The sequence below is a fragment of the Streptomyces sp. BK022 genome (genome assembly GCF_004217355.1).
In the GTDB taxonomy this organism is placed as follows: Bacteria; Actinomycetota; Actinomycetes; order Streptomycetales; family Streptomycetaceae; genus Streptomyces; species Streptomyces griseoluteus.
Genome location: NZ_SHKU01000004.1, coordinates 332,980 through 354,378, shown reverse-complemented (window position 1 = coordinate 354,378; position 21,399 = coordinate 332,980). Strand labels below are relative to the sequence as shown.

Sequence of the window (21,399 nt, the reverse complement as noted above, 5' to 3'; positions counted from 1 at the left end):
GCGTGCGGCGTCAACGGGGGTGGTGAGAGATCATCGGAGTATGAGTGACGACCACACGCACGTCCAGGAGTTCTTCGCCGCGCGGGCGGCTGACTGGGACAGCCGGTTTCCCGACGACGGGCCCGCCTATGCGGCCGCGGTGTCCGCGATGGGGCTGAGCGAGGGCGACCGGGTGCTCGACGCGGGCTGCGGCACGGGCCGCGCGCTGCCGCCGCTGCGTGCCGCCGTGGGGTCGTCCGGGACGGTGATCGGGGCCGATCTCACCTCGGCCATGCTTGAGGTCGCCTCGCAGGCTGGGCGAGGTCGGGAGGGAGCCCTGCTGCTCGCCGACGTCACCGCCCTTCCCTTGCGGACGGGAACTCTTGACGCCGTCTTCGCGGCGGGTCTGATCGCCCACCTCCCCGAGCCGAGTGAGAACCTGCGCGAACTGGCGCGCGTGGTGCGGCCCGGTGGCACGCTGGCGCTGTTCCACCCCATCGGGCGGGCCGCGTTGGCCGCCCGCCAGGGCAGGCAACTGACGCCGGAGGACTTGCGCGCCGAGCCCAACCTCGGTCCTCTCCTGGCGCGTTCCGGCTGGCGCATGACCTCCTACGCCGACGAGCCCGGCCACTTCCTCGCGCTGGCGGTCCGCGAGCCCTGAAAGAGGACCGACCGCCGCTGCTCGCCTCAGTCCACCGCGCCGGTCGACTTCACCTGCCTCACCGGGCAGCCGCCCGCTCCCGGCACCGGGCGGGTGCCCAGGTCGGCGGTGCGATAGCCGTTCGGGTAGCTCTTGATCTCCCAGTTCTGGCGGGCGAAGTGAGGGGCACGGCGGGGCGGCAGCAGCCTGACCAGCCGTCCGCGGGCCTGCACGGCACGGCGCACCAGGGAGGTGGCGGTCGCGCCCGGCGCCTCGTAGCGGAAGGCGCGCAGCAAAGGCTCGTCCAGGAGGGCGAGCGTCACCGTACGCAACAGCGGTGCGAGCGGACGTGGATACCAGGACGTCATGAGGTCGAGCGTCGCGTCGGACACCTGCCGGGACCGTTGGTCCCAGGCGAATCGGTCCCTCTCGTAGGCGTCGAGGAGAGACTCGAACTCCTCGAACGTCTCCGGGATGTCGGGGATGCCCATGTGGCGCCCGAGGGTGCGGTAGTACTCGGTGGTGGCGACGATCTCGTGCCGGGACAGCCGCCGCCAGCCATAGGTGTCGATCCAGCGTCTGGGCATGACGACGAAGGTCGAGAGCACGTAGCGCATGTCGTCGTCACTGATGTCGTAGCTGCGGTGCATCTGGTTGATGCGCCGGATCGCGGTACGGCCTTCCACCGCGTCGAAGCCGTGCTCCATGACGGCGTCCAGCAGCAGGGCGGTGTCGTCGTACCGCCGCTGTGAGCGCTCGGTCAGCTCCGCCGTATCGGCGAGCAGCCGGCCGATGCTGGGGACGGCATAGGTGCGGTAGAGGGCCAGTTCCAACGCTCGTGTGTAGTCCCAGGGGAATTCGAACGCGGCGCTGAGCCGGTAGATCTCCGGGGCGTCGGTGACCGGATCCATCCGCCGGATCCGGTCGAGTCGCTCGAAGCGTTTCACCGTCAGGTCCCCTTCTGCCGCGGAAGTTCCAACTCTACTTTGAGTAACGAGACATGTGTGAGGAGCGAGCCCCGGGCCGGGGAGAGGTGGTTCGCGTGTTTGACATGATCCGCAAGTACGTCGCCAGGCTGGGTCCTTCCGCGCGCGGGGAGGCAGTCACCGGGCCCAGGCCGCGGGCGCACAACCTTTTCGAGGCCGCGGCTGCCTATGTGGCGGCCCGCGCGCGGGACGACCAGGACGGAGTCGATGAGGCGTCTTCGTGGGTGTCTCCAGAAGCACTCTCCTTCGGTGTGGGCGAGTTGGCGAGCCGCGCGGTGGTCGCACTCGCCCGTGAGCGTTCCACGACCCCTCGGGCGGTGGCCCGGGATCTGCTGGGCCTGCCGGCGGACTGAGGAGACTCTCGCCGGCCAAGGGGTGTTTCGCCCCCGTCCGGCAGCAAAACCGCAGCTCCGCCCGATGCGCGGACTCGTGACAAGCCTCTCCCCCGCGCACTAGGGTGCGCGCCGACGGACGAACCACTGGGGAGGCTGGGATGGCCGGGTCGGACGATGCACCCGTGGCTGCCGCGGACGAGGCGCTCTACGTGTTGACGGCGGTGCTGCTGACACCGGCGCAGTTCCCGAGCGTGCTCGGTGACGACTATCCGGCGGCCTGCGCCGCGCTGGGTCTCACGCCGCTCGACGAGGGGTACGGTCTGGTTCTCGGGCAGGACGGAGACGGAGCCCGGTGGACGGCCGTCATCGACGACGTGTCCTTGGTCGCGGTGGCGATAGCTTCCTGGGACTGCGGCATGGAGTACGAGTTGTCGCCCGACGAGCGCACGCTGGTGGCGGCCCTGCCCGGCTGGCCCCTGGCGCTCGCAGTCGCGGCTTCCGATGTACCGGCCCCGCACGACCCGGACACCGAGGCCACGGACGCCCCTCCTCTCGCTCCACCCGACACCAGCACCTGGGGGCCGGCCCAGCGACGCCTCGGCGCCGACGAGATAGCGCTCCAGTGGGCCGAGTGGCGCGGCCGGCTCGATGACGCCGATGTCCTGCCGAAGCAGGATTCGGCCATCGAGCCATCCGATCCGGAGGCCGGAGCGGCATCGGAGACCGAGCCGGAAGGCGCCGCCGGGCCGGGCCGCCCCGGCGTCCGTCAGGTACTGGCGGAGGCGCGCGCCTACATCGACGCCCCGCCGCCCCTCGGACGCGTGCGCTCGTCGTTCGCCCCCGGAGACGCGCGCACTCTGCGGGCCGACGGTCCCGGGTGGTCGATCGTGGCCCGCACCGACGACATCGCGTTCATCCTGCTCGACACGGAGCCGGGCCAGGTCATCCCGGTGGGACGGGGGCCGGAACTGCCCGGCCTCCTGGAAGGGCTCGACAAGATCGCCGTACGCCCACTGTGACCCCGTGCGAAGCGCCGCCCGAAGGCGTCAGCGGCCTATCTCCTTGCGTGCCACCCGGCGCAGCCTGCGCCGCTGCGAAGGGTCCAGTGTCAGGTACGCGGCGGCGGGCACGCCCACGATGATCAGAAGCGCCACCCACCAGGGCAGCCAGATCAGCAGGATCAGCCCGACCGCCACGCCACCCACGGCGATCTTCGTGTTTCTCGACATGAACTCCGCCTCCTACGTCACGACCCACTGCCGCTCTCTGCATGGGAAACGGTCCCGAGCGCCTCGCGGTTCCGGCCCCCGCCCCTGAGACATCCCCGAAGCCGACCCCGAGGAACCCCCGACACCCGGGTCGAAGGCAGACGCAGGACGGGCGTGACCAGCCACGGCAGACTGGTCACGCCCGATCCCGTCAGCCGCGGGCGCCGAGCAGGTGGTCCATCGCCAACTGGTCGAGCCGCTCGAAGGCCATGCCCCGCGCAGCGGCGGAGTCCACGTCGAAGTCCTCGAAGGCCGAACTGTCGGCCAGCAGGGCGTCGAGGCCGTCCGCGGCCGTGGGCTGTGCCAGTTCGTCCAGCCGCGACGCGCGCAGCGCCTCCTGGACCTCCGGGTCGGCACGGAAGGCGGCCGCGCGGTCCTTCAGGATGAGGTAGTTCCGCATGCATCCGGCTGCCGAAGCCCAGACGCCGTCGAGGTCCTCGGTGCGCGGCGGCTTGAAGTCGAAGTGGCGGGGTCCCTCGTAGCCGGCGCTCTCCAGGAGGTCGACGAGCCAGAAGGCGGCCCGGAGGTCACCGGCTCCGAAGCGCAGATCCTGGTCGTACTTGATGCCCGACTGGCCGTTGAGGTCGATGTGGAAGAGCTTGTCCGCCCACAGCGCCTGTGCGATGCCGTGCGGGAAGTTGAGCCCGGCCATCTGCTCGTGCCCGACCTCGGGGTTGACGCCGTACAGCTCGGGACGCTCCAGGCGCTCGATGAAGGCGAGCGCGTGGCCGACGGTGGGGAGGAGGATGTCGCCGCGCGGCTCGTTCGGCTTGGGCTCGATGGCGAAGCGGATGTCGTAGCCCTGCGCGGTGACGTACTCGCCGAGGAGGTCGAATGCCTCCTTCATGCGGTCCAGGGCCGCCCGGACGTCCTTGGCGCCACCGGACTCGGCGCCCTCGCGGCCGCCCCAGGCGACATAGGTCTTGGCGCCCAGTTCGGCGGCGAGGTCGATGTTGCGGATCGTCTTGCGGAGCGCGTAGCGGCGCACGTCGCGGTCGTTGGCGGTGAACGCGCCGTCCTTGAAGACGGGGTGGGTGAAGAGGTTGGTGGTCGCCATCGGCACGGCCATACCGGTCGCGTCCAGGGCCTGGCGGAAGCGCTTGATGTGCGACTCGCGCTCGGTCTCGGAGGCGCCGAACGGAATCAGGTCGTCGTCGTGGAAGGTCACGCCGTGGGCGCCCAGCTCGGCCAGGCGCTGCACCGACTCGACGGGGTCGAGGGCGCGGCGCGTGGCGTCGCCGAACGGGTCCCTCCCCTGCCAGCCGACGGTCCACAGGCCGAAGGTGAACTTGTCCTCGGGGGTGGGCTGGTAGTTCATGCCGCGGCTCCTTGGTGCGTACGACTATTTCGTCATGGCCGTTTACAAATTAGTATGCGAAGGCGCCTCTGGGAAGAGACCAGATGTCCTCGACGCCGGGGCGCCATCGATGAACGGCGTCGCTGCCGGTCGATGACGCCGCGGAAGAGGGAGAGCCCGATGTCAGCAGCCGAGGGTCCGCTCGTCGTCGGTGTGGACTCGTCCACCCAGTCCACGAAGGCACTCGTCGTCGACGCGTCCACCGGGCAGGTGGTGGCGAGCGGCCAGGCCGCGCACACGGTGACATCGGGCGCGGGACGGGAGAGCGATCCGCGTCAGTGGTGGGACGCGCTGTGCGAGGCGCTGCGCCAGTGCGGTGACGCGGCGCACGAGGCGGCCGCGGTGTCGATCGGCGGCCAGCAGCACGGCCTGGTCACGCTCGACGCACACGGCGAGCCAGTGCGTCCCGCGCTGCTCTGGAACGATGTGCGCTCGGCGCCGCAGGCCCGCCGTCTCGTGGAGGAACTGGGTGGCCCCGACGCCTGGGCGGAGCGCACGGGCAGCGTGCCGGGCGCCTCGTTCACGGTGACCAAGTGGGCGTGGCTGGCGGAGCACGAGCCGGACGCCGTCCGTGCCACCCGGGCGGTACGTCTCCCCCACGACTACCTCACCGAGCGCCTCACCGACCTCGGCACGACCGACCGCGGCGATGTCTCCGGCACCGGCTGGTGGGCGTCCGCGACGGAGTCGTACGACGAGGAGACCCTGGCGCACCTGGGACTCGACCCGGCGCTACTGCCTCGGGTGGTGCGGCCCGGCGAGGTGGCAGGCACCGTGCGCGACGGTCATGACCTGCCGTTCTCCAAGGGCACGCTGGTGGCGCCGGGCACCGGGGACAACGCCGCAGCCGCCCTGGGCCTGGGCCTGCGACCCGGCACTCCGGTGCTCAGCCTCGGCACCTCGGGGACCGTGTACGCGGTCTCCAAGCGCCGCTCGACGGACCCGACCGGCACGGTGGCGGGATTCGCCGACGCGCACGGCGACTGGCTGCCGCTGGCGTGCACCTTGAACTGCACCCTCGCTGTGGACCGGGTCGCGGCCCTGCTGGGGCTGGACCGGGAGGCCGTGGAGCCCGGCACGTCGGTCACCCTGCTGCCGTACCTCGACGGTGAGCGCACTCCCAACCTGCCCCACGCCTCGGGTCTGCTGCACGGCCTCCGGCATGACACGACCGCCGGCCAGGTGCTCCAGGCCGCCTACGACGGCGCGGTGCACTCGCTGCTCGGCGCACTCGACCTGGTCCTGGACGAGGACGCCGATCGCACCACTCCCTTGCTGCTGATCGGCGGCGGCGCCCGCGGCACCGCCTGGCAGGAGACGGTTCGCCGGCTGTCCGGGCGACCGGTACAGATCCCCGAGGCGAAGGAACTGGTCGCCCTCGGCGCGGCGGCTCAGGCTGCGGGACTGCTGACCGGCGAGGACCCGGCGGCCGTCGCCCGCCGCTGGAACACCACGGAGGGAAGGGTCCTGGAGGCCGTGGAGCGGGACGAGGAAGCCCTGGACCGGATCGCCGGGGTACTCTCCGACGCATCCCCGCTGCTGGAGCGGGGTGCGGACTCCCACTGACCCCGCCCCCCAAGAGGATTGCGCATCAGGTCCGCCAACGGGCGGCCGAACCGCGAGCCGGGCAGGGGCCACGGAACACCGAGAATCGACGGAGGCATGACCGCACCGCCGCACGACAGCCGACCCACGGGGAGCGGACGTGCCCTGCCGGACACCCAGCAGGGCATGCGTCGCCGCAACCTGTCCCGGGTCATGCACACCGTCAGCTCGGACGGCCCGCTGTCGCGCGCCACGGTCGCCTCGCGCATCGGTCTGACCCGGGCGGCCGTGTCGTCCCTCGTGGACGAGCTGATCCGCTGGGGGCTGCTCGAGGAGTTGGGCCCCGAGCGGCCGAGCCGGGTGGGACGGCCCGGCTCCGCGCTCGCGGTGAGCGGGTGTGGCCCTGCAGGGGTGGGGGCGGAGATCGGTGTGGATCATCTCGCAGTGTGCGCGGTCGACCTGCGGGGCGCGGTTCGAGCGCGAGCCGTGCGGCGCGGCACGAACCGAGGGCGCTCCCCAAAATCCGTGGCCGAGGATCTGACCTCCCTTCTCCAGCAGGTCACCGCCGAGGTGGAGAAGGACGGCCTATGGGTCGCCGGGCTCGCGGTGGCCGTTCCCGGCCTGATCGCCCGTGACGGACGAACGGTCGTGCGTGCTCCCAACCTCGGCTGGCACGACACTGACCTCGGTGGTGTGCTGCCCGACGGCGTTCCCCTGACCGTGGACAACGAGGCCAACTTCGGAGCGCTGGCGGAGCTGTGGCTCGGTGCCGATACACCAGAAGACTTCCTCCATGTGTCCGCGGAGATCGGCATCGGCGCGGCGATCGTGGTGAACGGCCGGCTGCTCCGTGGAACCCGTGGCTTCGCCGGGGAGCTGGGCCATGTTCCGGTCCGGCCGGACGGACCTCCCTGCCCATGCGGCGGACGCGGCTGCCTGGAGCAGTACGCCGGCGAGGAGGCCGTACTGCGGGCGGCCGGAATCGAACCACGCGACGACGTGGTGGGAGTCCTCGCGGAGCAGGCGGAAGCGGGCGACGGGGACGTGCGCTCGGCGCTGCGGGAAGCGGGTACGGCGCTCGGCATCGCCCTGACCGGAGCGGTCAATCTCCTGGACCCGGACACTGTCCTCCTGGGTGGCGCGCTGGCGGCTCTCTCTCCCTGGCTTCTCCCCTCTCTGCAACATGAGCTGCGTAGTCGCACGGCCGGTCCGGCATGTCCCGTGGCGGTGTCCGAGCTGGGGCCGGAAGGCCCGCTGCTCGGTGCGGCGCATTCGGTGGTACGGGCCGTGCTGGATGATCCGGCGATGGTGGCGGAACGGCCCTGACACTTCGGCGGATGCCCGTGGCGGAAGCCCGCCACGCCCACCGACGCCCGGAGTCCCTCGAACGGGTGGTCGACTTATCCACAATCCGCCAGCTGTCCACGGACTCGGCGCACACCCTTCTGCCCAACTCCCCCGCGCCGTAACGTGATTCACGCGAGCCGCAACCGCTGGACCTCAACGGCAAAAGCCCCGGCCGCACACATGCCAAGCACCATCTGCCGCATGCATCGGGGGATACATGTACGCGAAAGCGACCGGCTCACGACGCCACAACCGACACCACGACGACCATTCCCGGTTCCCGCGGACCGGAGCTGACACTGTGTCGGACATACGTGCCGGGCTCCACCGAGCCGGACGTGCACCCCCGCCGTACAGACGCATCCGCACACACCGCGATCCCACGCTCCCGCATCCCCAAGCGCCTTGTGGGACATGGCAGATGACACCTCACACCGCTGAAGGGCAGCCGACGATGGAGATGAACCAGCCCCGTACCCACCTCACCCGACGCGGCGTCCTCAAGGGCGCGGCACTCGCCGCTGTCCCCTATGCGCTTCTCCCCGGCCCGCAGGCGGCCGCGCAGGCGGCGGTCGACTACCCGTCCGGCGAATGGCAGCCCGCGAGCAGCGGCAACTACACGGTGTCCAGTCGGCCGGCGGCCTACAAGATCGACCGGGTGATCATCCATGTCACCCAGGAGACCTACACCAACACTCTGGCGATCTTCCGGAACACCGACAAGAAGGTGTCCGCGCACTATCTCGTGCGCTCGGCGGACGGCCATGTCGCCCAGTGCGTCCGGGAGGCGGACATCGCCTGGCACGCGGGCGACTGGGGGTACAACACCCGGAGCATCGGTATCGAGCACGAGGGCTGGGTGGACCAGCCGGCCTACTTCACGAACGCCCTCTACGAGCAGTCCGCGAGACTGACGGCCGCGGTGTGCGACAAGTACGGCATCCCGAAGGACCGGGAGCACATCATCGGCCACTACCAGGTACCCGGTACCGATCACACCGACCCGGGGCTGAACTGGGACTGGGTCCGCTACATCAGACTCGTCAATTTCTCCTGACCTCGCGTCGGCCCGGTTGTCCGGAGCGGACCCGCGCGTGACGATGGCCCAGTTGGTTCCCTCGCAGGGAGGACGAGTTGACCGATCAGTGGGTGGCTCTGGAGCCGGGAGCCGACCCAGACGAAAGAGTCCGGGCGCTACGCCGAGCGCATGAGACCTTCACGACCGCCGGCACGGTCGCGCGTCCGGTCCGGCCGGTGGTGGCCGAGTCCTGGCGGCGCAGCGCACGGGCCGGCGTCGGGCCGGACGGCACTGCCTGCGTGGAACTGACCGATGACGACCTGGGCGCGTACCGCGCCGAACATCCCCTGGCCAAGGTGATGCCGTTGGTCCGGGAGCTGGTGGGCACGTTCGCCGCCGATGGCTCGCATCTGCTCGCGGTGTGCGATGCGCACGGCAGGCTGATGTGGGTCGAGGGACATCCGACGACGTTGCGGCGGGCGGACCGCATGAACTTCGTTCCCGGGGCGCGCTGGTCGGAAGCGGCCGTCGGCACCAACGCGCCGGGCACGGCGGTGGCGGTGGACCGTCCGGTGCAGGTCTTCGCGGCGGAGCACTTCATAAGGCGGGTGCAGCCGTGGACCTGTGCGGCCGCGCCGATCCACGATCCGCACACCGGCCGGGTCCTGGGAGCCGTCGACATCACCGGAGGGGACGGTCTGGCACATCCGCACAGCCTGGGCTTCGTGCAAGCGGTGGCACGCGCGGCCGAGTCCCAGCTCAGCCTGGTCGCCCCGCCGCAGCGGGCACAGGACACGGTCACGCTGAGCGCGCTGGGCCGGGACGAGGCCGAACTCCGTCCGGGTGGCGGGCGTCGGATCAGGCTGAGCCGTCGGCACAGCGAGGTCCTCGTGCTCCTGGCCCGGCATCCCGAGGGCATGACCGGCGACGAGCTGCTGTGCGCGCTGTACGAGGACGAGTCGGTGACACCAGTGACCCTGCGGGCCGAGCTGGCCAGGCTGCGCCCGCTGTTGCCGCCTGGGCTGCTGGCGTCGCGGCCCTACCGGCTCTCGGTGCCGGTCGAGTGCGACGCGGACCTGGTGGAACGGCAGTTGGAGGCGGGTGCGCTCACGGCCGCCGTACGGGCGTATCGCGGCCCGCTGCTGCCGAACTCACAGGCTCCGGCGGTGGTGGGGTTGCGGCGCCGACTCACCGCGGCTCTGCGAACGGCCCTCGTCACCCGGGGCGACCCGGATCTGCTCGCGGACTGGGCCCATGCGCCGTGGGGGGAGCACGACCTGTTGGTCTGGCGGGCCCTGGCGGCCGTGCGGCCGACCGCTCCGGTGCGGGCCCGGATCGCGGCGCTGGAGGCCGAGCTGGCCGCACCGGGGGTACCGGGCCGACGCGCTCACGTGCGTCGGACGCCCTGGTTGACCAGCGGTGCAACATATTCGCAACGTCCGCCCGTCTAGCGTGCACGACGGGAGCTGCCCAATGGCGGGCAGCGCTGCACCGGGAGGCACACCAGCATGACCCGTTACGCGACGCCCGGCTCCGAGGGCTCGATCGTCTCCTACCAGCCGCGCTACGACCACTTCATCGGCGGTGAGTACGTGCCGCCGGCGCGCGGGCAGTACTTCGACAACCCGTCGCCGGTCAACGGGCAGCCGTTCACCGAGATCGCGCGCGGTACCGCGGAGGACGTCGAGCGGGCACTCGACGCGGCGCACGCGGCCGCGCCCGGCTGGGGCCGTACATCGGTGACGGAGCGCTCGGACATCCTGCTGAAGATCGCCGACCGTATGGAGGCGAACCTCGAGTCGCTGGCCGTGGCCGAGACCTGGGAGAACGGCAAGCCGGTCCGCGAGACGCTGGCCGCCGACATCCCGCTGGCCATCGACCACTTCCGGTACTTCGCGGGGGCGATCCGCGCGCAGGAGGGGTCGCTGGGCGAGATCGACGACGACACCGTGGCGTACCACTTCCACGAGCCGCTCGGGGTCGTCGCACAGATCATCCCGTGGAACTTCCCGATCCTGATGGCGGCCTGGAAGCTGGCGCCCGCGCTCGCGGCGGGCAACGCGGTCATCCTCAAGCCCGCTGAGCAGACCCCGGCGTCCATCCACTACTGGATGAGCCTGGTCGCCGACCTGCTGCCGCCGGGCGCGGTCAACATCGTCAACGGTTTCGGTGCGGAGGCGGGCAGGCCGCTGGCCTCCAGTGCCCGGGTGGCGAAGGTGGCGTTCACCGGGGAGACCACGACCGGGCGGCTGATCATGCAGTACGCCTCGGAGAACATCAAGCCGGTGACGCTGGAGCTGGGCGGCAAGTCGCCCAACATCTTCTTCGACGACGTGTGGGCGCACGACGACGACTTCCGGGACAAGGCGCTCGAGGGTTTCACCATGTTCGCGCTCAACCAGGGTGAGGTGTGCACCTGCCCTTCCCGAGCGCTCGTCCAGAGCGGCCACTACACCGACTTCCTGGAGGCGGCCGTGGCCCGCACCCGGCAGATCAAGCCGGGGCACCCGCTCGACACCGACACGATGATCGGTGCTCAGGCGTCCAACGACCAGTTGGAGAAGATCCTCTCCTACCTGGACATCGGCCGGCAGGAGGGCGCCAAGGTGCTCACCGGCGGCGAACGCATCGAGTACGACGGCGAGCTGAAGGGCGGGTACTACGTCCAGCCCACCATCTTCGAGGGCGACAACCGTATGCGGATCTTCCAGGAGGAGATCTTCGGCCCGGTCGTCTCCGTGACGTCCTTCGACGACTTCGACGACGCGATGAAGCTGGCCAACGACACGCTGTACGGCCTCGGCGCGGGCGTCTGGACCCGCGACATCAACACCGCCTACCGCGCCGGCCGCACGATCCAGGCCGGCCGCGTCTGGACCAACTGCTACCACGCCTACCCGGCCCACGCGGCGTTCGGCGGCTACAAGCAGTCCGGGATCGGCCGGGAGAACCACAAGATGATGCTGGAGCACTACCAGCAGACGAAGAATCTCCTGGTGTCGTACTCGCCGAAGAGGCTGGGCTTCTTCTAGACACGTAAAAGGGGCGCCTGACCAGGGCAGATGTCCGGCAGGTGCCCCTCCCGGGTAGGACCACGACAAGTAACCGCCGCCTGGTCTGCGGGCCGGGAGGGATACCGCTGGTCGCGTGTACAGTCGCAGGCCCGCCCGGTCGGGGATGGCGAGTCCACGCTCCGCCAGGAGCGGGCGGATCTCGCCGACGGCGCGGCCGATGGTGGAAGAGCCCACCTCATAGATCGCGCCGGGGGCCTCATGGTGAGGCCGGTGCGCAGATGAACCAAGGCGGCCAGCAGTCGGTCGGTGAAGACGAGTTCGTACTTCGGCCCGGCCCCGGCCTGCCTCCGGCGCGCGCGTTGGCGCCGCTCGTGCCGCACGGACTCGCAGTGCGCTTCCCAGCGCGACGCGAGTACTTCGAGCAATTCGCCGAGATGTCGGCGCGCGACGCCGAAGAAGGCAGGAGGGGCCATGGCCGCGCGGGCCTGCTTGGTCTTAACAGCTCAAGAACCCGCGCGGCCGTCGTGATGGCACGGCCTGTCCTGGAGGCTGGTCAGACCCGGTCCAGGGGTCGGTGCGGACCGCTGGGAAGTTCCCTTTCGATCGTGTCGCCTGGGCGCACCACGCCGCCTTCCCTCACGATGCTCATGATTCCGGCTTTGCGCACGATGTTCCCCGCCTCATCGCGGCCGACAACCTGCTTCAGCAGCCCGTCCTGGAAGTTGTCGATCTGCAGGCAGGGATTGCGGAGCCCGGTGACTTCGAGGACCGCGGAGTCGCCGATGCGCAGCAAGGTGCCGACCGGCAGACCGAGCAGATCGATGCCACGCGTGGTGAGGTTCTCGCCGAGGTCGCCGGGCGCCACCTTGAACCCCTCTTCGCCGACCTCGGCGAAGAGCTCTTCATGAATGAGGTGGACCTGGCGCAGATTCGGCTGAGTGGGATCCTGCGCGACGCGCGAGCGGTGCTTGACCGTCACACCGGCGTGCACATCCCCCTCCACACCGAGTCCGGCAAGCAACCTGACGCTGTCCCGGTTCGGCTTCGCGAACGAGTACTCCCCATTGCTGCTGACCGCCGTCACTCTCCCGCTCATACCTCGGAACCCCCTCGTCGGTAACTGTGATCAGCCACGAGCCTAGCCCTGGCCCAACAAGGCACCACAGCATCCACGATCAATCGCGGGTGGGGCCGTGAGCCTGGCCCGTTGAGGACGCTCCCCCCTGTAAGGCTGTTCGGCTCGGGTCGTATTCGTTCCAGAGCCTGTCCGACGGGTCGCGTCACCGGCTCCGGACCCGACAGCACTGCCACCCGCATGACGCATGCATGATGTGTCACTCCGCCGCACATCCGGCGGACCTACTACCGCACCCAGGGAGGTCCCGCGGAGACGGTCCTGCTTCGCTCGACGGCGAGGGTACGGGACCGCGGTCGGCGGGGCATCTACGGCACAGAGGCGTACGGGCGCCCGGGTGCGACGACTCCGCTTCGCCCTTTTCGGCGTTGCAGCGGTGCCCTTGATCGGCCGCCTCGGTACGCCGCGTGCGCCTGCATGCGACCGGTACCGGCGGGCGGTTGCCCCACGCGGTCTGCTAGCGCGGCTCGTGGGCCGCCGCCCGACAGGCACCGGTCGCGGCGCCGCCCGCCACTCCGGCGCCGGTCAGCCCGGTCACACAACCCTGCAGGTCTCCGACCACGCCACGGCTACAAGCCCCCGTGACGGAGTCGGAAGCGGTGGCACCGGCCAGTTCGGCCATCCGTGTGCAGGCGGGGATGTCCGCCCGGACCGCGGGAGCGGCGAAGACCGCCCCGCCGAGGATGAGGGTCAAGCCGGTGAGGGCACCAGCGATACGGGTCGGCGTGCGCATGGGATACACCTGCTTTCCTGGGTGGTCGCGCGGTCAGGTCCCGGCGGGCCGGATCCGCGCGGTGAGGCCGGCTGGCCACGCTCGGCGAGTGGTGCGCCGACGGGTGGGCTCACCGACTGACCGAACCAGCCGCGTCGCACCCATTGAGGCTCACGCGGACATGGGCGCCGGGACGGACGACGAGGGCCCCGGACCGGATGAGACGCACGCGGACCTCCACTCGCGGGCCCCTCACTCCAGCGTCGCATCCTCTCCCCCGCCCGTCCTGGGCATCCGGGAGGCGGCCGCGCTGAGTAACCGCGATGGCGCGAAGCGGTGACCGGCTCGTACGGCCGGCCAGGTGGACCGGACGGCCGGGCGCCCCGCCCCGCCCGGCCTGTCCTGTGCACCCCACCAAGCTCGCTCGGCGGTCGGTGGGGGCGGGAGACGGGGCACGTTCGATCAGCGGGACGCGCGGTTAGCGGGAGGTGGGGCGTTCCGGCGGTGCCTTCGGCCCAGGTGGGACGCACAGCCACGCGAGGGCCGCCGCGATCAGATAGGCGAGGGCTCCGAGGGCCATGCTGGTGCGGACTCCGGTGCCGTAGTCGGCGGCGGTGGCCAGCAGGCTGCCGCCGAGGGCCACGCCGGCCGCGCTGCCGATCTGGCGGGCGGTGTTGAACAGTGCGGAGGCGGCTCCCGCGTACTCCTGCGGCGCGGCACCCATCACCGTGGCGGTGGAGCCGGTGAGCGCGAAGGACGTACCGAATCCGGCGGCCATCATCGGTGCCACCAGCAGGGGGTAGGCCGGATCGGTGCCCGCCGCGGCCCAGCCGGCCAGCCCCAGCGCGCCGAGGAGCATGCCGGTGATGACCAGGGGACGGTGACCGGTGCGGCGGGCGAGCCGTCCGGACAGGATGGAGGCGAACATCGTCATGGCCACGGCCGGGAACAGCGCCAGTCCGGTCCTGAGGGCGCCGAAGCCGCGCTGGTGCTGGAAGTCCAGGCTGGCGGTGAACACCATGCCGTAGAAACCGAAGTTGAACAGCAGGCCGATGACGGCCCCGCCGGCCAGCGTGCGGGAACCGAGCAGGCGCGGTGGAAGGCCGGGGGAACGGGCGACCCGTTCGCGCCACACGAACGCCGCGACGGCGGGCACGACCAGGCCGAGCCCGGCGAGCACGAGGGGATCGGACCAACCGCGTCGGCCGGCCTCGTTCAGCGCGCCGGTCAGCAGGGCCACCGCCAGCACCACGGCACACTGCGCCTGCCAGTCCAGGGACCGGCCGGCGTGACGCGGTGAGGGCGCCACGTGTCGCCACGTCAGCAGCAGGCAGGCCACGCCGACGGGCAGATTGATCAGGAAGACCCAGCGCCAACCCACGGTGGACACGAGCAGGCCGCCCAGCAGCGGCCCGGCGGAGGCCGCGACACCCGCCATCGACCCCCAGAGTCCGAAGGCCCGCGAACGTGCGGCGGGCCGCGGGTACGCCTCCTGGAGCAGGGCGAGCGAGCCGGGGACGATCAGCGCCGCACCGAGTCCTTCCACCAGCCGCGCCGTGACGAGGAAGGCCGCGCTCGGCGCGAACGCGCAGGCGGCCGAGGCCACCGTGAACACCGAGACGCCCGCCTGGAAGACGCGCCGGTTGCCCAGGCGGTCGCCCAGCGCGCCACCGGTCATCAGGAATCCGGCGAAGACCAGGGTGTACCCGTCAGTGATCCACTGGATGCCGGTCAGGGAGGCCGGCAGCTCCCGGCCCACCACGGGCACGGCGACGTTGATGACCGTGACGTCCAGGATGACCATGAAGTATCCCGTGCAGACGGCCAGCAGCGGCGCCAGGGACCGCCGCACGGCCGGCGGGGCTCCGGGAGGCCCGGACGCGCCGCCACCGGTCGACTCCGCGAAGGGCACGACACCGGCTCCATTCTGTCCTGGGGCGCGTCCGCAAAGTAGCGCCGTCTGCCCGGGGGGCAGGGCTCGCGGCGTCTGTGCGTGCGATCGCAAGGCGGAGGGTCGCCCTCGTACCGGGCGTACGGGGGTGACCCGACAACGCCGCGAGCGTGCGTGCCGGACGCCGCGAGCCAGGCGGGACTTTGCGGACACGCCCTAGGGAACCCGGGCGGTCATCATGCCAAGGAGATCGCGGGCACCGGCCAGGACGCGCCCGGGGAACTCCCGGTCCGTCCCAGTCGGCGCCCTGCGCCCGCCTGCTCGCCGCACGTCGGAAGTGGACTCGTACGCGGTCCCAGCGTCCCTGCCGGCCGCTGTGAACCTCTCGGGACGCCAGTGGCGGGTCGAACCCGCGATTGCGCCTCGTCCGAGAGCCTCCGCCTCGCCGGCCCCAGTCCCGTCAGCGGTCACCGACCCCCGACGCCGCGCCGACTTCGCCCGGAGCCGTCGCCTCGCGCGCGGGAGCGGGGTCCTCGGCGGTGCTGCCAGACCTTGCCAGCAGCCAGTACAGGGCGGCCGGCACGGCGAGTCCGACGATCCAGGACACGTCGGCGCCGCCGAGGGGGGCGACCAGGGGGCCCGTGTAGAACGACGTGGCCAGGAAGGGGAGTTGGGCCAGGATGCCGATCGCGTAGACGATCAGCGCGTTGGCGCGCCAGGCGCCGTAGCGGCCGTGGGGGTCGAAGAGGGCGGGGATGTCGTAGCGCTCGCGGGAGATCAGGTAGTAGTCGACGAGGTTGATGGCCGACCAGGGGGTGAAGAAGGTCAGCAGGAACAGCAGGAAGTCCTTGAACGAGACGAGGAAACTGTCCTTGCCGAGCAGGGCCATCGCCGTGCCGGCCACCATGATCGCGCTGATGTACACGGCTCGGCCGCGCGGCGACAGGGTCCGCTGCCCCCGGAAGCCGCTGATCCCCGTGACCATGGAGATGAAGCCGCCGTACGTGTTGAGGACGTTGATGGTGAGCTTGCCCAGGGCGATGACGAAGTACAGGAGTGACGCGGCCGCCCCGGCGCCGCCGAGCGAGACGACGTAACCGACCTGGTCGTCGAGGAACCGTTCCCCGGCGCTCGCCGCCACCAGCACGCCGAACGTCATGGACCACTGGGAGCCGAGCGCCGAGCCGGACAGCGTCCACCAGAACGTCGCCCGGGCACTGGTCGTGCGCGGCAGGTAGCGCGAGTAGTCGGCGACGTAGGGGCCGAAGGCGAGCTGCCAGGACGCGGACAGCGACATGGCCAGCAGGAACATCGGCAGGGAGAAGTGGGCGTCGCCGAGGAGCGCGCCCACGTCGACGCGGTCGAGCAGCCGGATGCCCAGGAAGACGAAGGCGACGGCGCAGACCACGCTGGCGACTCGGCCCACGACGTGGATGACGCGGTAGCCGATCGCCGCCACGACGGCGGTGAGCAGGGCGAAGACGATGATGCCCGTGGTGTCACCGGTATGGGTGAGGCGGGCGGTGGCCTGCCCGGCGAGCACACTCCCGCTCGCGAAGAAGCCGACGTACATCAGGATGACCAGCAGCAGTGGCACCGCGGCGCCCCGGACGCCGAACTGTGCCCGCGACTGGATCATCTGCGGCAGTCCCAGTCTCGGACCTTGCGCGGAGTGCAGCGCCATGACGGCGCCGCCCAGGAGGTTGCCGGCGACGAGCCCCACGAGCGACCAGACGACGTCACCGCCGAAGACGACAGCGAGGGCGCCGGTGACGATGGCGGTTATCTGAAGGTTCGCACCGAGCCAGAGCGTGAACTGGTTGAAGGCGCGACCGTGTCGTTCGCTGTCGGGCACCACATCGATGGAATGTCGCTCGATCACGCCGTCGGCTCGGCCGGGGTCATCCGTGGTGTGCGCGTCCCTGTGGTCCGTACGACCCGCCCCGGTCATCGTCTGCCCTCCGCGTGCTCGCCCACCCGTCCTGCATATTGCCATGCAGACTCTGGCCCACTGAATGATTTGTCAATACCCTGCTGGCCGGGCACCCTTCGGCCGACCTGCGGGGCTGGTCCTGTGCGACCGTGCGGGCGAGGACTCCGGGTGCGGCCCGGAACCGGCTTCGGGGAAGACGGGCGGGATGCCGGCCCTTCGGCACTTCCCGACGTCACCGCCGCGCGGGACGTTCGGCCGGCGGCACGGGTCACGCCGTCCGAGCGTCGTGTCCGGCCGGCGTCCTACGCTGACCCTGTGCGCACAGTGGAGTTGCTGCCCGATGAAGCGACCGAGGCGCGGGTGCGGCGGGTCTGGGGGCGGCTCGCGGAGATGGGGATGCCGAGTCTGGCTGGTCACGCGCATGCGACGAATCGGCCTCACCTCACCCTGACCACCGCGTCCGAGCTGCCGTGGGACGCGCGGCCCGCGCTCACGGAGACGCTCTCGGTACTTCCCCTGCCGCTGCGCCTGGAGGGCACGCTTCGCTTCGAGGGGCGGACTTCGGTACTGGCCTGGCGTGTGGTGGCCGACCCCGGGCTGGCCGCCCTGCAGCGGCGCGTACGGGAGTTGCTGCCAGGGGGCGGGAATCCGCTGTTCGAGCCGGCGAGTTGGGTACCCCACCTCAGCCTCGGCCGGACGCGGTCCGGACCCGGCTCATGGCCTGCGGCACTCCTGCCCGCCGAGCTGTCCGCGCCCTGGGAGGGACGGTTCACGGCGGCGCGAAGCTACGACACCGGCTCGCGGACCGTGGAGCGGCTCGTCTAGGTGTGCGAACGCCCCCGCAGCCATCGGTCCGCCGGCCGCACCGGTGTCGATGTGGCGGTGGCCGCCCGGCCGTCGCAGCGATCGGTGTCCTCATCGCCACCACGTCGGACGCGCGACCCGCGGTATCGGTAGCGTGGGCATCAGATGCGTGATGTGTTCGCCTGGTCCGTCCGAGGGCCTTCGGCGGGGAGTGGCGAGGTGGGAATGAGTGAGCCGGCGAAGCCCGTGGTCGAGGTTCCGGAGGGTGCTGCTCCTGGTGAGCTGACCGTTCGGGACCTGATCGTCGGGGACGGGGCCGAAGTCAGGTCGGGCATGGTCGTCCGGGTTCACTACGTCGGGGTGACCTTCGCGTCCGGGAAGGAGTTCGACGCGTCCTGGGACCGGGGGGAGCCGTTCAAGTTCGCCCTCGGCAGCGGCAAGGTCATCAAGGGCTGGGACCGGGGGATCAAGGGGATGAGGGTCGGCGGCCGGCGCGAGATCATCGTTCCGCCGCGACTCGGGTACGGCAAGCAGTCGCCGACGCCGTTGATCCCGGCGGGTTCGACCCTGGTGTTCGTGGTGGACCTGCTGGACCTGTACTCCCCTGCGACCGGGTGGAGCAGGGCCTGAGTCGCGTCGCGATCACGCCGGCGACGGGCCGCCGAGTCCGGTCGCCGCAGGAAGCCGGCCCCGCGTGCGCCCACCGCGCGGGACCGACGCCGACACCTCACACGCCGATTCGGTCGGCCCTGTCGGACTGCCCCAGGCGGAAGGCCGAGACGAGGAAGAAGACTCCGCCCAGGAAGGCGTAGCCGGCCAGCGCGCCCAAGGAGGCGTTCTCCTTCCCCGCCTGGGCCACGAAGGAGGCTCCGGCGAAGGTGGAGATGGCTCCGCTGAGGATCATCGGCCACTGGCCCGCCATGCCGCGCCGGCGTCGCAGGGCGCCGACGGCCAGCTGGACGGCTCCCGCGGTGACCGCCCAGGCGCCCCAGACACGCAGGACCGCCGGGATGCCCGAGGTGGCCGCCGCGACCAGACCTGCGGTGGTGAGGGCGCTGAGCGCGACGTTCGCGTACAGGCCGCGTACCGGCCCGCGGTTCGCCTTGGCGGACCTGATGTCGAGGACCGCGCACGCCACGTCGAACAAGGGGTAGACCACCAGCAGTGTCGCGCTGAGGGGGTTCAGGGCGTGAGCGGAGGCGAACAGGAGGACGGCCCATACCGCGGCGAACGCGAAGCGCAGGAAGTACAGGCGGCGCAGCGACCCGGTGTGGTCCCTGGCGGGGACGGGGGTGGCGGTGGATGCAGGCATGAGGTGCCCTTTCGGCGAGGAAGAAGGCGAGGCGGAAGAGGGAGAACGTTCGGTCTCGCTCTTTCATCTAAAGGGCCCTGTCTCCGACTGTCAAGACCGAACGTTCTCCCTCACCACCTGCTACCGTGGCCGGCATGAGCGCGCGCACAGAAGGCAAGAGCACGTCCGAGGCCCGGGCGCGGCTGCTCGACACGGCGACCCGGATCTTCTACGCCGAGGGCATTCACTCCGTCGGCGTGGACCGGATCATCGCGGAGGCCCAGGTCACCCGCGCCACCCTGTACCGCCACTTCAAGGGGAAGGACGAGTTGATCCTCGCCTACCTCCAGCGGGCCGATCACGGCATCCGGGGGCAGGTGGCCGCCATCCGGGCCCAGGGCCTTCCGGCGGCGGAGACCGTCCGGGCCGTGGGCAGATCCATCGCCGACGGCATCCAGTCCCCGGGCTTCCGTGGCTGCGCCTTCCTCAACGCGGCGGCCGAGTATCCCGACCCGGCGCACCCCGTCCACCGAGCGGTGCTGGACCACCGGCAGTGGTTCCTGGAAACCGCCACGCAGCTCATGGAAGACGCCGGCTGTGCCCCCGCCGACATGACCGGGCGGCACTTCGTCATGCTCCGGGACGGCGCCATGGCCGCCGGCTGCCTCTTCGACCCGACGCTGATCTGTGCGACGTTCCTGGACGGTGTCGAAGGGATCTTGCACGCGGGCGCAGCGCCGGAACCCGACTCCCCCGCTCCGGAGCGGGCTAGGTTCTCGGCATGAACGATGCCGAAGTCGCCTCGCTCTTGGCCGGGTGCGCTCGGTGCCCGTACCCCGGGGTGTGGCTGGACTCCCCTTTTGCGGAACGCACGGTCGAGGGTGCGCGGTATGCCCTGGTCGCGGTCGACCCAGGGCTGAGCGCGCTCGCCGTACGGCGTGATGACGGCTCGCTGTGGTGTGTGTCGGAGGGCGGTGTTCCTCGACTCGTGAACTCCAGCGTTGAGGCGTTCGTCGCCTTCAACCGCGCTTATGAGGAAGCCGCTGTCGAGGCCGCCGCATACGAGGGGCCCGGTGACGGTCTGAGCGAAGACGAGACCGTGGACCTGGCCGAGCAGGCCGCCGACGCGCTCACCGAAGCGCTGCTGGAGCGATTCGGCATGCTTGACGCCGAGGCCGTTGCCGACGAGAACTCCTTCTGGCACATCGGGGCTGAGGAGCTTGGCTACGGCATGAGTGTGTGACCACGCGGATCATCGGGGCAGGCTGCTCAAGCCGCGATGACGAGGGGGCGTCCGCCCCAGCGGATGCCTTTTCGCCGCGAATGCGGGCGCGTTCCTCGCGTTCGGCGGCCAGGACGTCGCGGTGGCGGGCGTTGGCGTTGCGCCGGCGGACGTAGGCGCGCAGGGCCCACCAGCCATCACGCGTCTCCCGTGTCTCACTCGCCGCGCCGCGAGAGGGGACGGCAGTGCGCCCGGCGGTGGTTGCGGTCGACCTCGTCGACCCGTCGACCGAGGCAGCCCCCCTACGAGGGCGGCCACACCCGCAGCGCCGCGTCGGCCATCGCCTGAAGCTCGTCCCTGCACACCCCGCTGGCCGCCTGGACGGCGATGCCGTGAGCCAGCGTGGTGACATACCGGGCCACCAGTGCGGCATCGGTGCCCGCCGACAGGTCGCCCTCCTCGACGGCCCGTTCGAACCGCTCCCGAATCCGCAGGTACCCGTCGTTGCGCCAGCCGACGAGCAGCTCACGGGCCGGCTGCGCGGACTCACCCGCGGCCAGCGCGCCCTGGATGCCCAGGCACCCCTGGGGCCGGGACGGAGCGGTGGTGGTCCGGATGACCCCGGACAGGATCGCGGTGGCCACCCCCCGGGAGGTCGGCTCCTTGAGCGCTTCGTCCAGGTAGGCGCTGGGCCCCTGCGTGTAGCGCTCCAGAGCCTTGCGGAACAGCTCTTCCTTGTTGCCGAAGGCCGCGTACATACTCGTGGCCGAGATGCCCATGGCGCTGGTCAGGCGGCCCAGGCTGGCGCCTTCGTAGCCGTACTCCCAGAAGACCAGCATGGCGCGTTCGAGGGCCTCGCCGGTGTCAAAGCCCCGGGGGCGGCCGCTCGGGCCCTTCTTCTCCGTCTTCACCCGTTCACTCT

The 21,399-nt window shown here is 71.0% G+C and carries 21 protein-coding genes and 1 pseudogene; 12 read left to right on the top strand and 10 right to left on the bottom strand.

The genetic code is table 11. The features are described from left to right. Window positions 1–40: 40 nt before the first annotated feature. Entirely contained in the window at window positions 41–640 is a 600-nt protein-coding gene (locus tag EV284_RS18350; protein ID WP_130335444.1) for a class I SAM-dependent methyltransferase, read from the top strand. Between the two features lie 26 nt (window positions 641–666). On the opposite strand, the gene EV284_RS18345 is transcribed toward EV284_RS18350, so the two are convergent. Next, the gene (locus EV284_RS18345; RefSeq protein ID WP_130335442.1) at window positions 667–1,566 is read right to left on the bottom strand and encodes an oxygenase MpaB family protein; all 900 of its coding nucleotides are present in this window, start codon (window positions 1,564–1,566) and stop codon (window positions 667–669) included. Window positions 1,567–1,661: 95 nt separating this feature from the next. Here EV284_RS18345 and EV284_RS18340 point away from each other — a divergent pair, with 95 nt between their 5' ends. Both EV284_RS18340 and EV284_RS18335 read left to right on the top strand, forming a co-directional pair. Next, the gene (locus tag EV284_RS18340) at window positions 1,662–1,958 is read left to right on the top strand and encodes a hypothetical protein (RefSeq protein WP_130335440.1); all 297 of its coding nucleotides are present in this window, start codon (window positions 1,662–1,664) and stop codon (window positions 1,956–1,958) included. A gap of 140 nt (window positions 1,959–2,098) precedes the next feature. Further along, window positions 2,099–2,959 carry a hypothetical protein gene (locus EV284_RS18335; protein ID WP_130335437.1) on the top strand — a complete coding sequence of 287 codons (861 nt, stop codon included), beginning with the start codon at window positions 2,099–2,101 and terminating at the stop codon, window positions 2,957–2,959. A 27-nt stretch (window positions 2,960–2,986) separates the two neighbouring features. Here the strand turns inward: EV284_RS18335 and EV284_RS18330 are convergent, their stop codons facing one another. Together EV284_RS18330 and xylA are read right to left on the bottom strand one after the other, a co-directional pair. After that, window positions 2,987–3,169, bottom strand: coding sequence for a hypothetical protein (locus EV284_RS18330; protein ID WP_130335435.1), 183 nt, complete (start codon window positions 3,167–3,169; stop codon window positions 2,987–2,989). Window positions 3,170–3,359: 190 nt separating this feature from the next. Then, entirely contained in the window at window positions 3,360–4,526 is a 1,167-nt protein-coding gene (gene xylA / locus EV284_RS18325; RefSeq protein WP_130335433.1) for a xylose isomerase, read from the bottom strand. Between the two features lie 159 nt (window positions 4,527–4,685). On the opposite strand from xylA, the gene xylB reads away from it, so the two are divergent. From xylB to EV284_RS18300, 5 genes are all read left to right on the top strand, one after another. Continuing rightward, on the top strand, window positions 4,686–6,131 hold the full coding sequence (gene xylB, locus EV284_RS18320; protein WP_130335431.1) for a xylulokinase: 1,446 nt from the start codon (window positions 4,686–4,688) through the stop codon (window positions 6,129–6,131). 96 nt (window positions 6,132–6,227) lie between these two features. After that, window positions 6,228–7,436: an ROK family transcriptional regulator gene (locus EV284_RS18315; protein ID WP_130335429.1), complete on the top strand. Its 1,209-nt coding sequence runs from the start codon at window positions 6,228–6,230 to the stop codon at window positions 7,434–7,436. A 481-nt stretch (window positions 7,437–7,917) separates the two neighbouring features. Next, on the top strand, window positions 7,918–8,514 hold the full coding sequence (locus EV284_RS18310; RefSeq protein ID WP_207229090.1) for an N-acetylmuramoyl-L-alanine amidase: 597 nt from the start codon (window positions 7,918–7,920) through the stop codon (window positions 8,512–8,514). A 77-nt stretch (window positions 8,515–8,591) separates the two neighbouring features. Beyond that, window positions 8,592–9,926, top strand: coding sequence for a GAF domain-containing protein (locus EV284_RS18305; protein WP_130335425.1), 1,335 nt, complete (start codon window positions 8,592–8,594; stop codon window positions 9,924–9,926). Between the two features lie 57 nt (window positions 9,927–9,983). Beyond that, window positions 9,984–11,507: an aldehyde dehydrogenase family protein gene (locus tag EV284_RS18300; protein WP_130335423.1), complete on the top strand. Its 1,524-nt coding sequence runs from the start codon at window positions 9,984–9,986 to the stop codon at window positions 11,505–11,507. A 535-nt stretch (window positions 11,508–12,042) separates the two neighbouring features. Here the strand turns inward: EV284_RS18300 and EV284_RS18295 are convergent. From EV284_RS18295 to EV284_RS18280, 4 genes are all read right to left on the bottom strand, one after another. Beyond that, complete coding sequence (locus EV284_RS18295) at window positions 12,043–12,585, bottom strand: MOSC domain-containing protein (RefSeq protein WP_130335421.1); 543 nt, start codon at window positions 12,583–12,585, stop codon at window positions 12,043–12,045. Window positions 12,586–13,081: 496 nt separating this feature from the next. Beyond that, entirely contained in the window at window positions 13,082–13,357 is a 276-nt protein-coding gene (locus tag EV284_RS18290) for a hypothetical protein (RefSeq protein ID WP_130335419.1), read from the bottom strand. 457 nt (window positions 13,358–13,814) lie between these two features. After that, window positions 13,815–15,248: an MFS transporter gene (locus tag EV284_RS18285; protein WP_242625718.1), complete on the bottom strand. Its 1,434-nt coding sequence runs from the start codon at window positions 15,246–15,248 to the stop codon at window positions 13,815–13,817. Window positions 15,249–15,687: 439 nt separating this feature from the next. After that, window positions 15,688–17,106, bottom strand: coding sequence for a cytosine permease (locus EV284_RS18280; RefSeq protein ID WP_242625755.1), 1,419 nt, complete (start codon window positions 17,104–17,106; stop codon window positions 15,688–15,690). Window positions 17,107–17,475: 369 nt separating this feature from the next. On the opposite strand from EV284_RS18280, the gene EV284_RS18275 reads away from it, so the two are divergent. Next, a complete protein-coding gene (locus tag EV284_RS18275) occupies window positions 17,476–17,985 on the top strand; it encodes a 2'-5' RNA ligase family protein (protein WP_207229066.1) in 510 nt (169 codons plus the stop codon). A gap of 204 nt (window positions 17,986–18,189) precedes the next feature. Further along, window positions 18,190–18,594, top strand: a complete 405-nt coding sequence (locus EV284_RS18270) for an FKBP-type peptidyl-prolyl cis-trans isomerase (protein ID WP_130335415.1) — start codon at window positions 18,190–18,192, stop codon at window positions 18,592–18,594. Between the two features lie 97 nt (window positions 18,595–18,691). Here EV284_RS18270 and EV284_RS18265 read toward each other — a convergent pair whose 3' ends face one another. Next, window positions 18,692–19,276, bottom strand: coding sequence for a hypothetical protein (locus EV284_RS18265; RefSeq protein ID WP_130335413.1), 585 nt, complete (start codon window positions 19,274–19,276; stop codon window positions 18,692–18,694). Between the two features lie 134 nt (window positions 19,277–19,410). Here EV284_RS18265 and EV284_RS18260 point away from each other — a divergent pair, with 134 nt between their 5' ends. Further along, complete coding sequence (locus tag EV284_RS18260; RefSeq protein ID WP_130335411.1) at window positions 19,411–20,040, top strand: TetR/AcrR family transcriptional regulator; 630 nt, start codon at window positions 19,411–19,413, stop codon at window positions 20,038–20,040. Further along, a complete protein-coding gene (locus tag EV284_RS18255) occupies window positions 20,037–20,498 on the top strand; it encodes an SUKH-4 family immunity protein (RefSeq protein ID WP_130335409.1) in 462 nt (153 codons plus the stop codon). Before EV284_RS18260 ends, EV284_RS18255 begins: the two co-directional genes overlap by 4 nt. A 26-nt stretch (window positions 20,499–20,524) precedes the next feature. Here EV284_RS18255 and EV284_RS33295 read toward each other — a convergent pair. Together EV284_RS33295 and EV284_RS18250 are read right to left on the bottom strand one after the other, a co-directional pair. Then, window positions 20,525–20,664, bottom strand: a pseudogene (locus tag EV284_RS33295) (IS630 family transposase); the annotation flags it as partial. A gap of 115 nt (window positions 20,665–20,779) precedes the next feature. Continuing rightward, the gene (locus EV284_RS18250; protein WP_242625717.1) at window positions 20,780–21,388 is read right to left on the bottom strand and encodes a TetR/AcrR family transcriptional regulator; all 609 of its coding nucleotides are present in this window, start codon (window positions 21,386–21,388) and stop codon (window positions 20,780–20,782) included. Window positions 21,389–21,399: the final 11 nt, after the last annotated feature.

Bases quoted from the DNA above. Each gene is read 5' to 3' on its own strand.
- EV284_RS18260 (WP_130335411.1), top strand. From the start codon at position 19,411: ATGAGCGCGCGCACAGAAGGCAAGAGCACGTCCGAGGCCCGGGCGCGG.
- xylB (WP_130335431.1), top strand. From the start codon at position 4,686: ATGTCAGCAGCCGAGGGTCCGCTCGTCGTCGGTGTGGACTCGTCCACC.
- EV284_RS18300 (WP_130335423.1), top strand. From the start codon at position 9,984: ATGACCCGTTACGCGACGCCCGGCTCCGAGGGCTCGATCGTCTCCTAC.
- EV284_RS18270 (WP_130335415.1), top strand. From the start codon at position 18,190: ATGAGTGAGCCGGCGAAGCCCGTGGTCGAGGTTCCGGAGGGTGCTGCT.
- EV284_RS18290 (WP_130335419.1), bottom strand. From the start codon at position 13,357: ATGCGCACGCCGACCCGTATCGCTGGTGCCCTCACCGGCTTGACCCTC.
- EV284_RS18310 (WP_207229090.1), top strand. From the start codon at position 7,918: ATGAACCAGCCCCGTACCCACCTCACCCGACGCGGCGTCCTCAAGGGC.
- EV284_RS18265 (WP_130335413.1), bottom strand. From the start codon at position 19,276: ATGCCTGCATCCACCGCCACCCCCGTCCCCGCCAGGGACCACACCGGG.
- EV284_RS18315 (WP_130335429.1), top strand. From the start codon at position 6,228: ATGACCGCACCGCCGCACGACAGCCGACCCACGGGGAGCGGACGTGCC.
- EV284_RS18350 (WP_130335444.1), top strand. From the start codon at position 41: ATGAGTGACGACCACACGCACGTCCAGGAGTTCTTCGCCGCGCGGGCG.
- EV284_RS18255 (WP_130335409.1), top strand. From the start codon at position 20,037: ATGAACGATGCCGAAGTCGCCTCGCTCTTGGCCGGGTGCGCTCGGTGC.
- xylA (WP_130335433.1), bottom strand. From the start codon at position 4,526: ATGAACTACCAGCCCACCCCCGAGGACAAGTTCACCTTCGGCCTGTGG.
- EV284_RS18330 (WP_130335435.1), bottom strand. From the start codon at position 3,169: ATGTCGAGAAACACGAAGATCGCCGTGGGTGGCGTGGCGGTCGGGCTG.
- EV284_RS18335 (WP_130335437.1), top strand. From the start codon at position 2,099: ATGGCCGGGTCGGACGATGCACCCGTGGCTGCCGCGGACGAGGCGCTC.
- EV284_RS18295 (WP_130335421.1), bottom strand. From the start codon at position 12,585: ATGAGCGGGAGAGTGACGGCGGTCAGCAGCAATGGGGAGTACTCGTTC.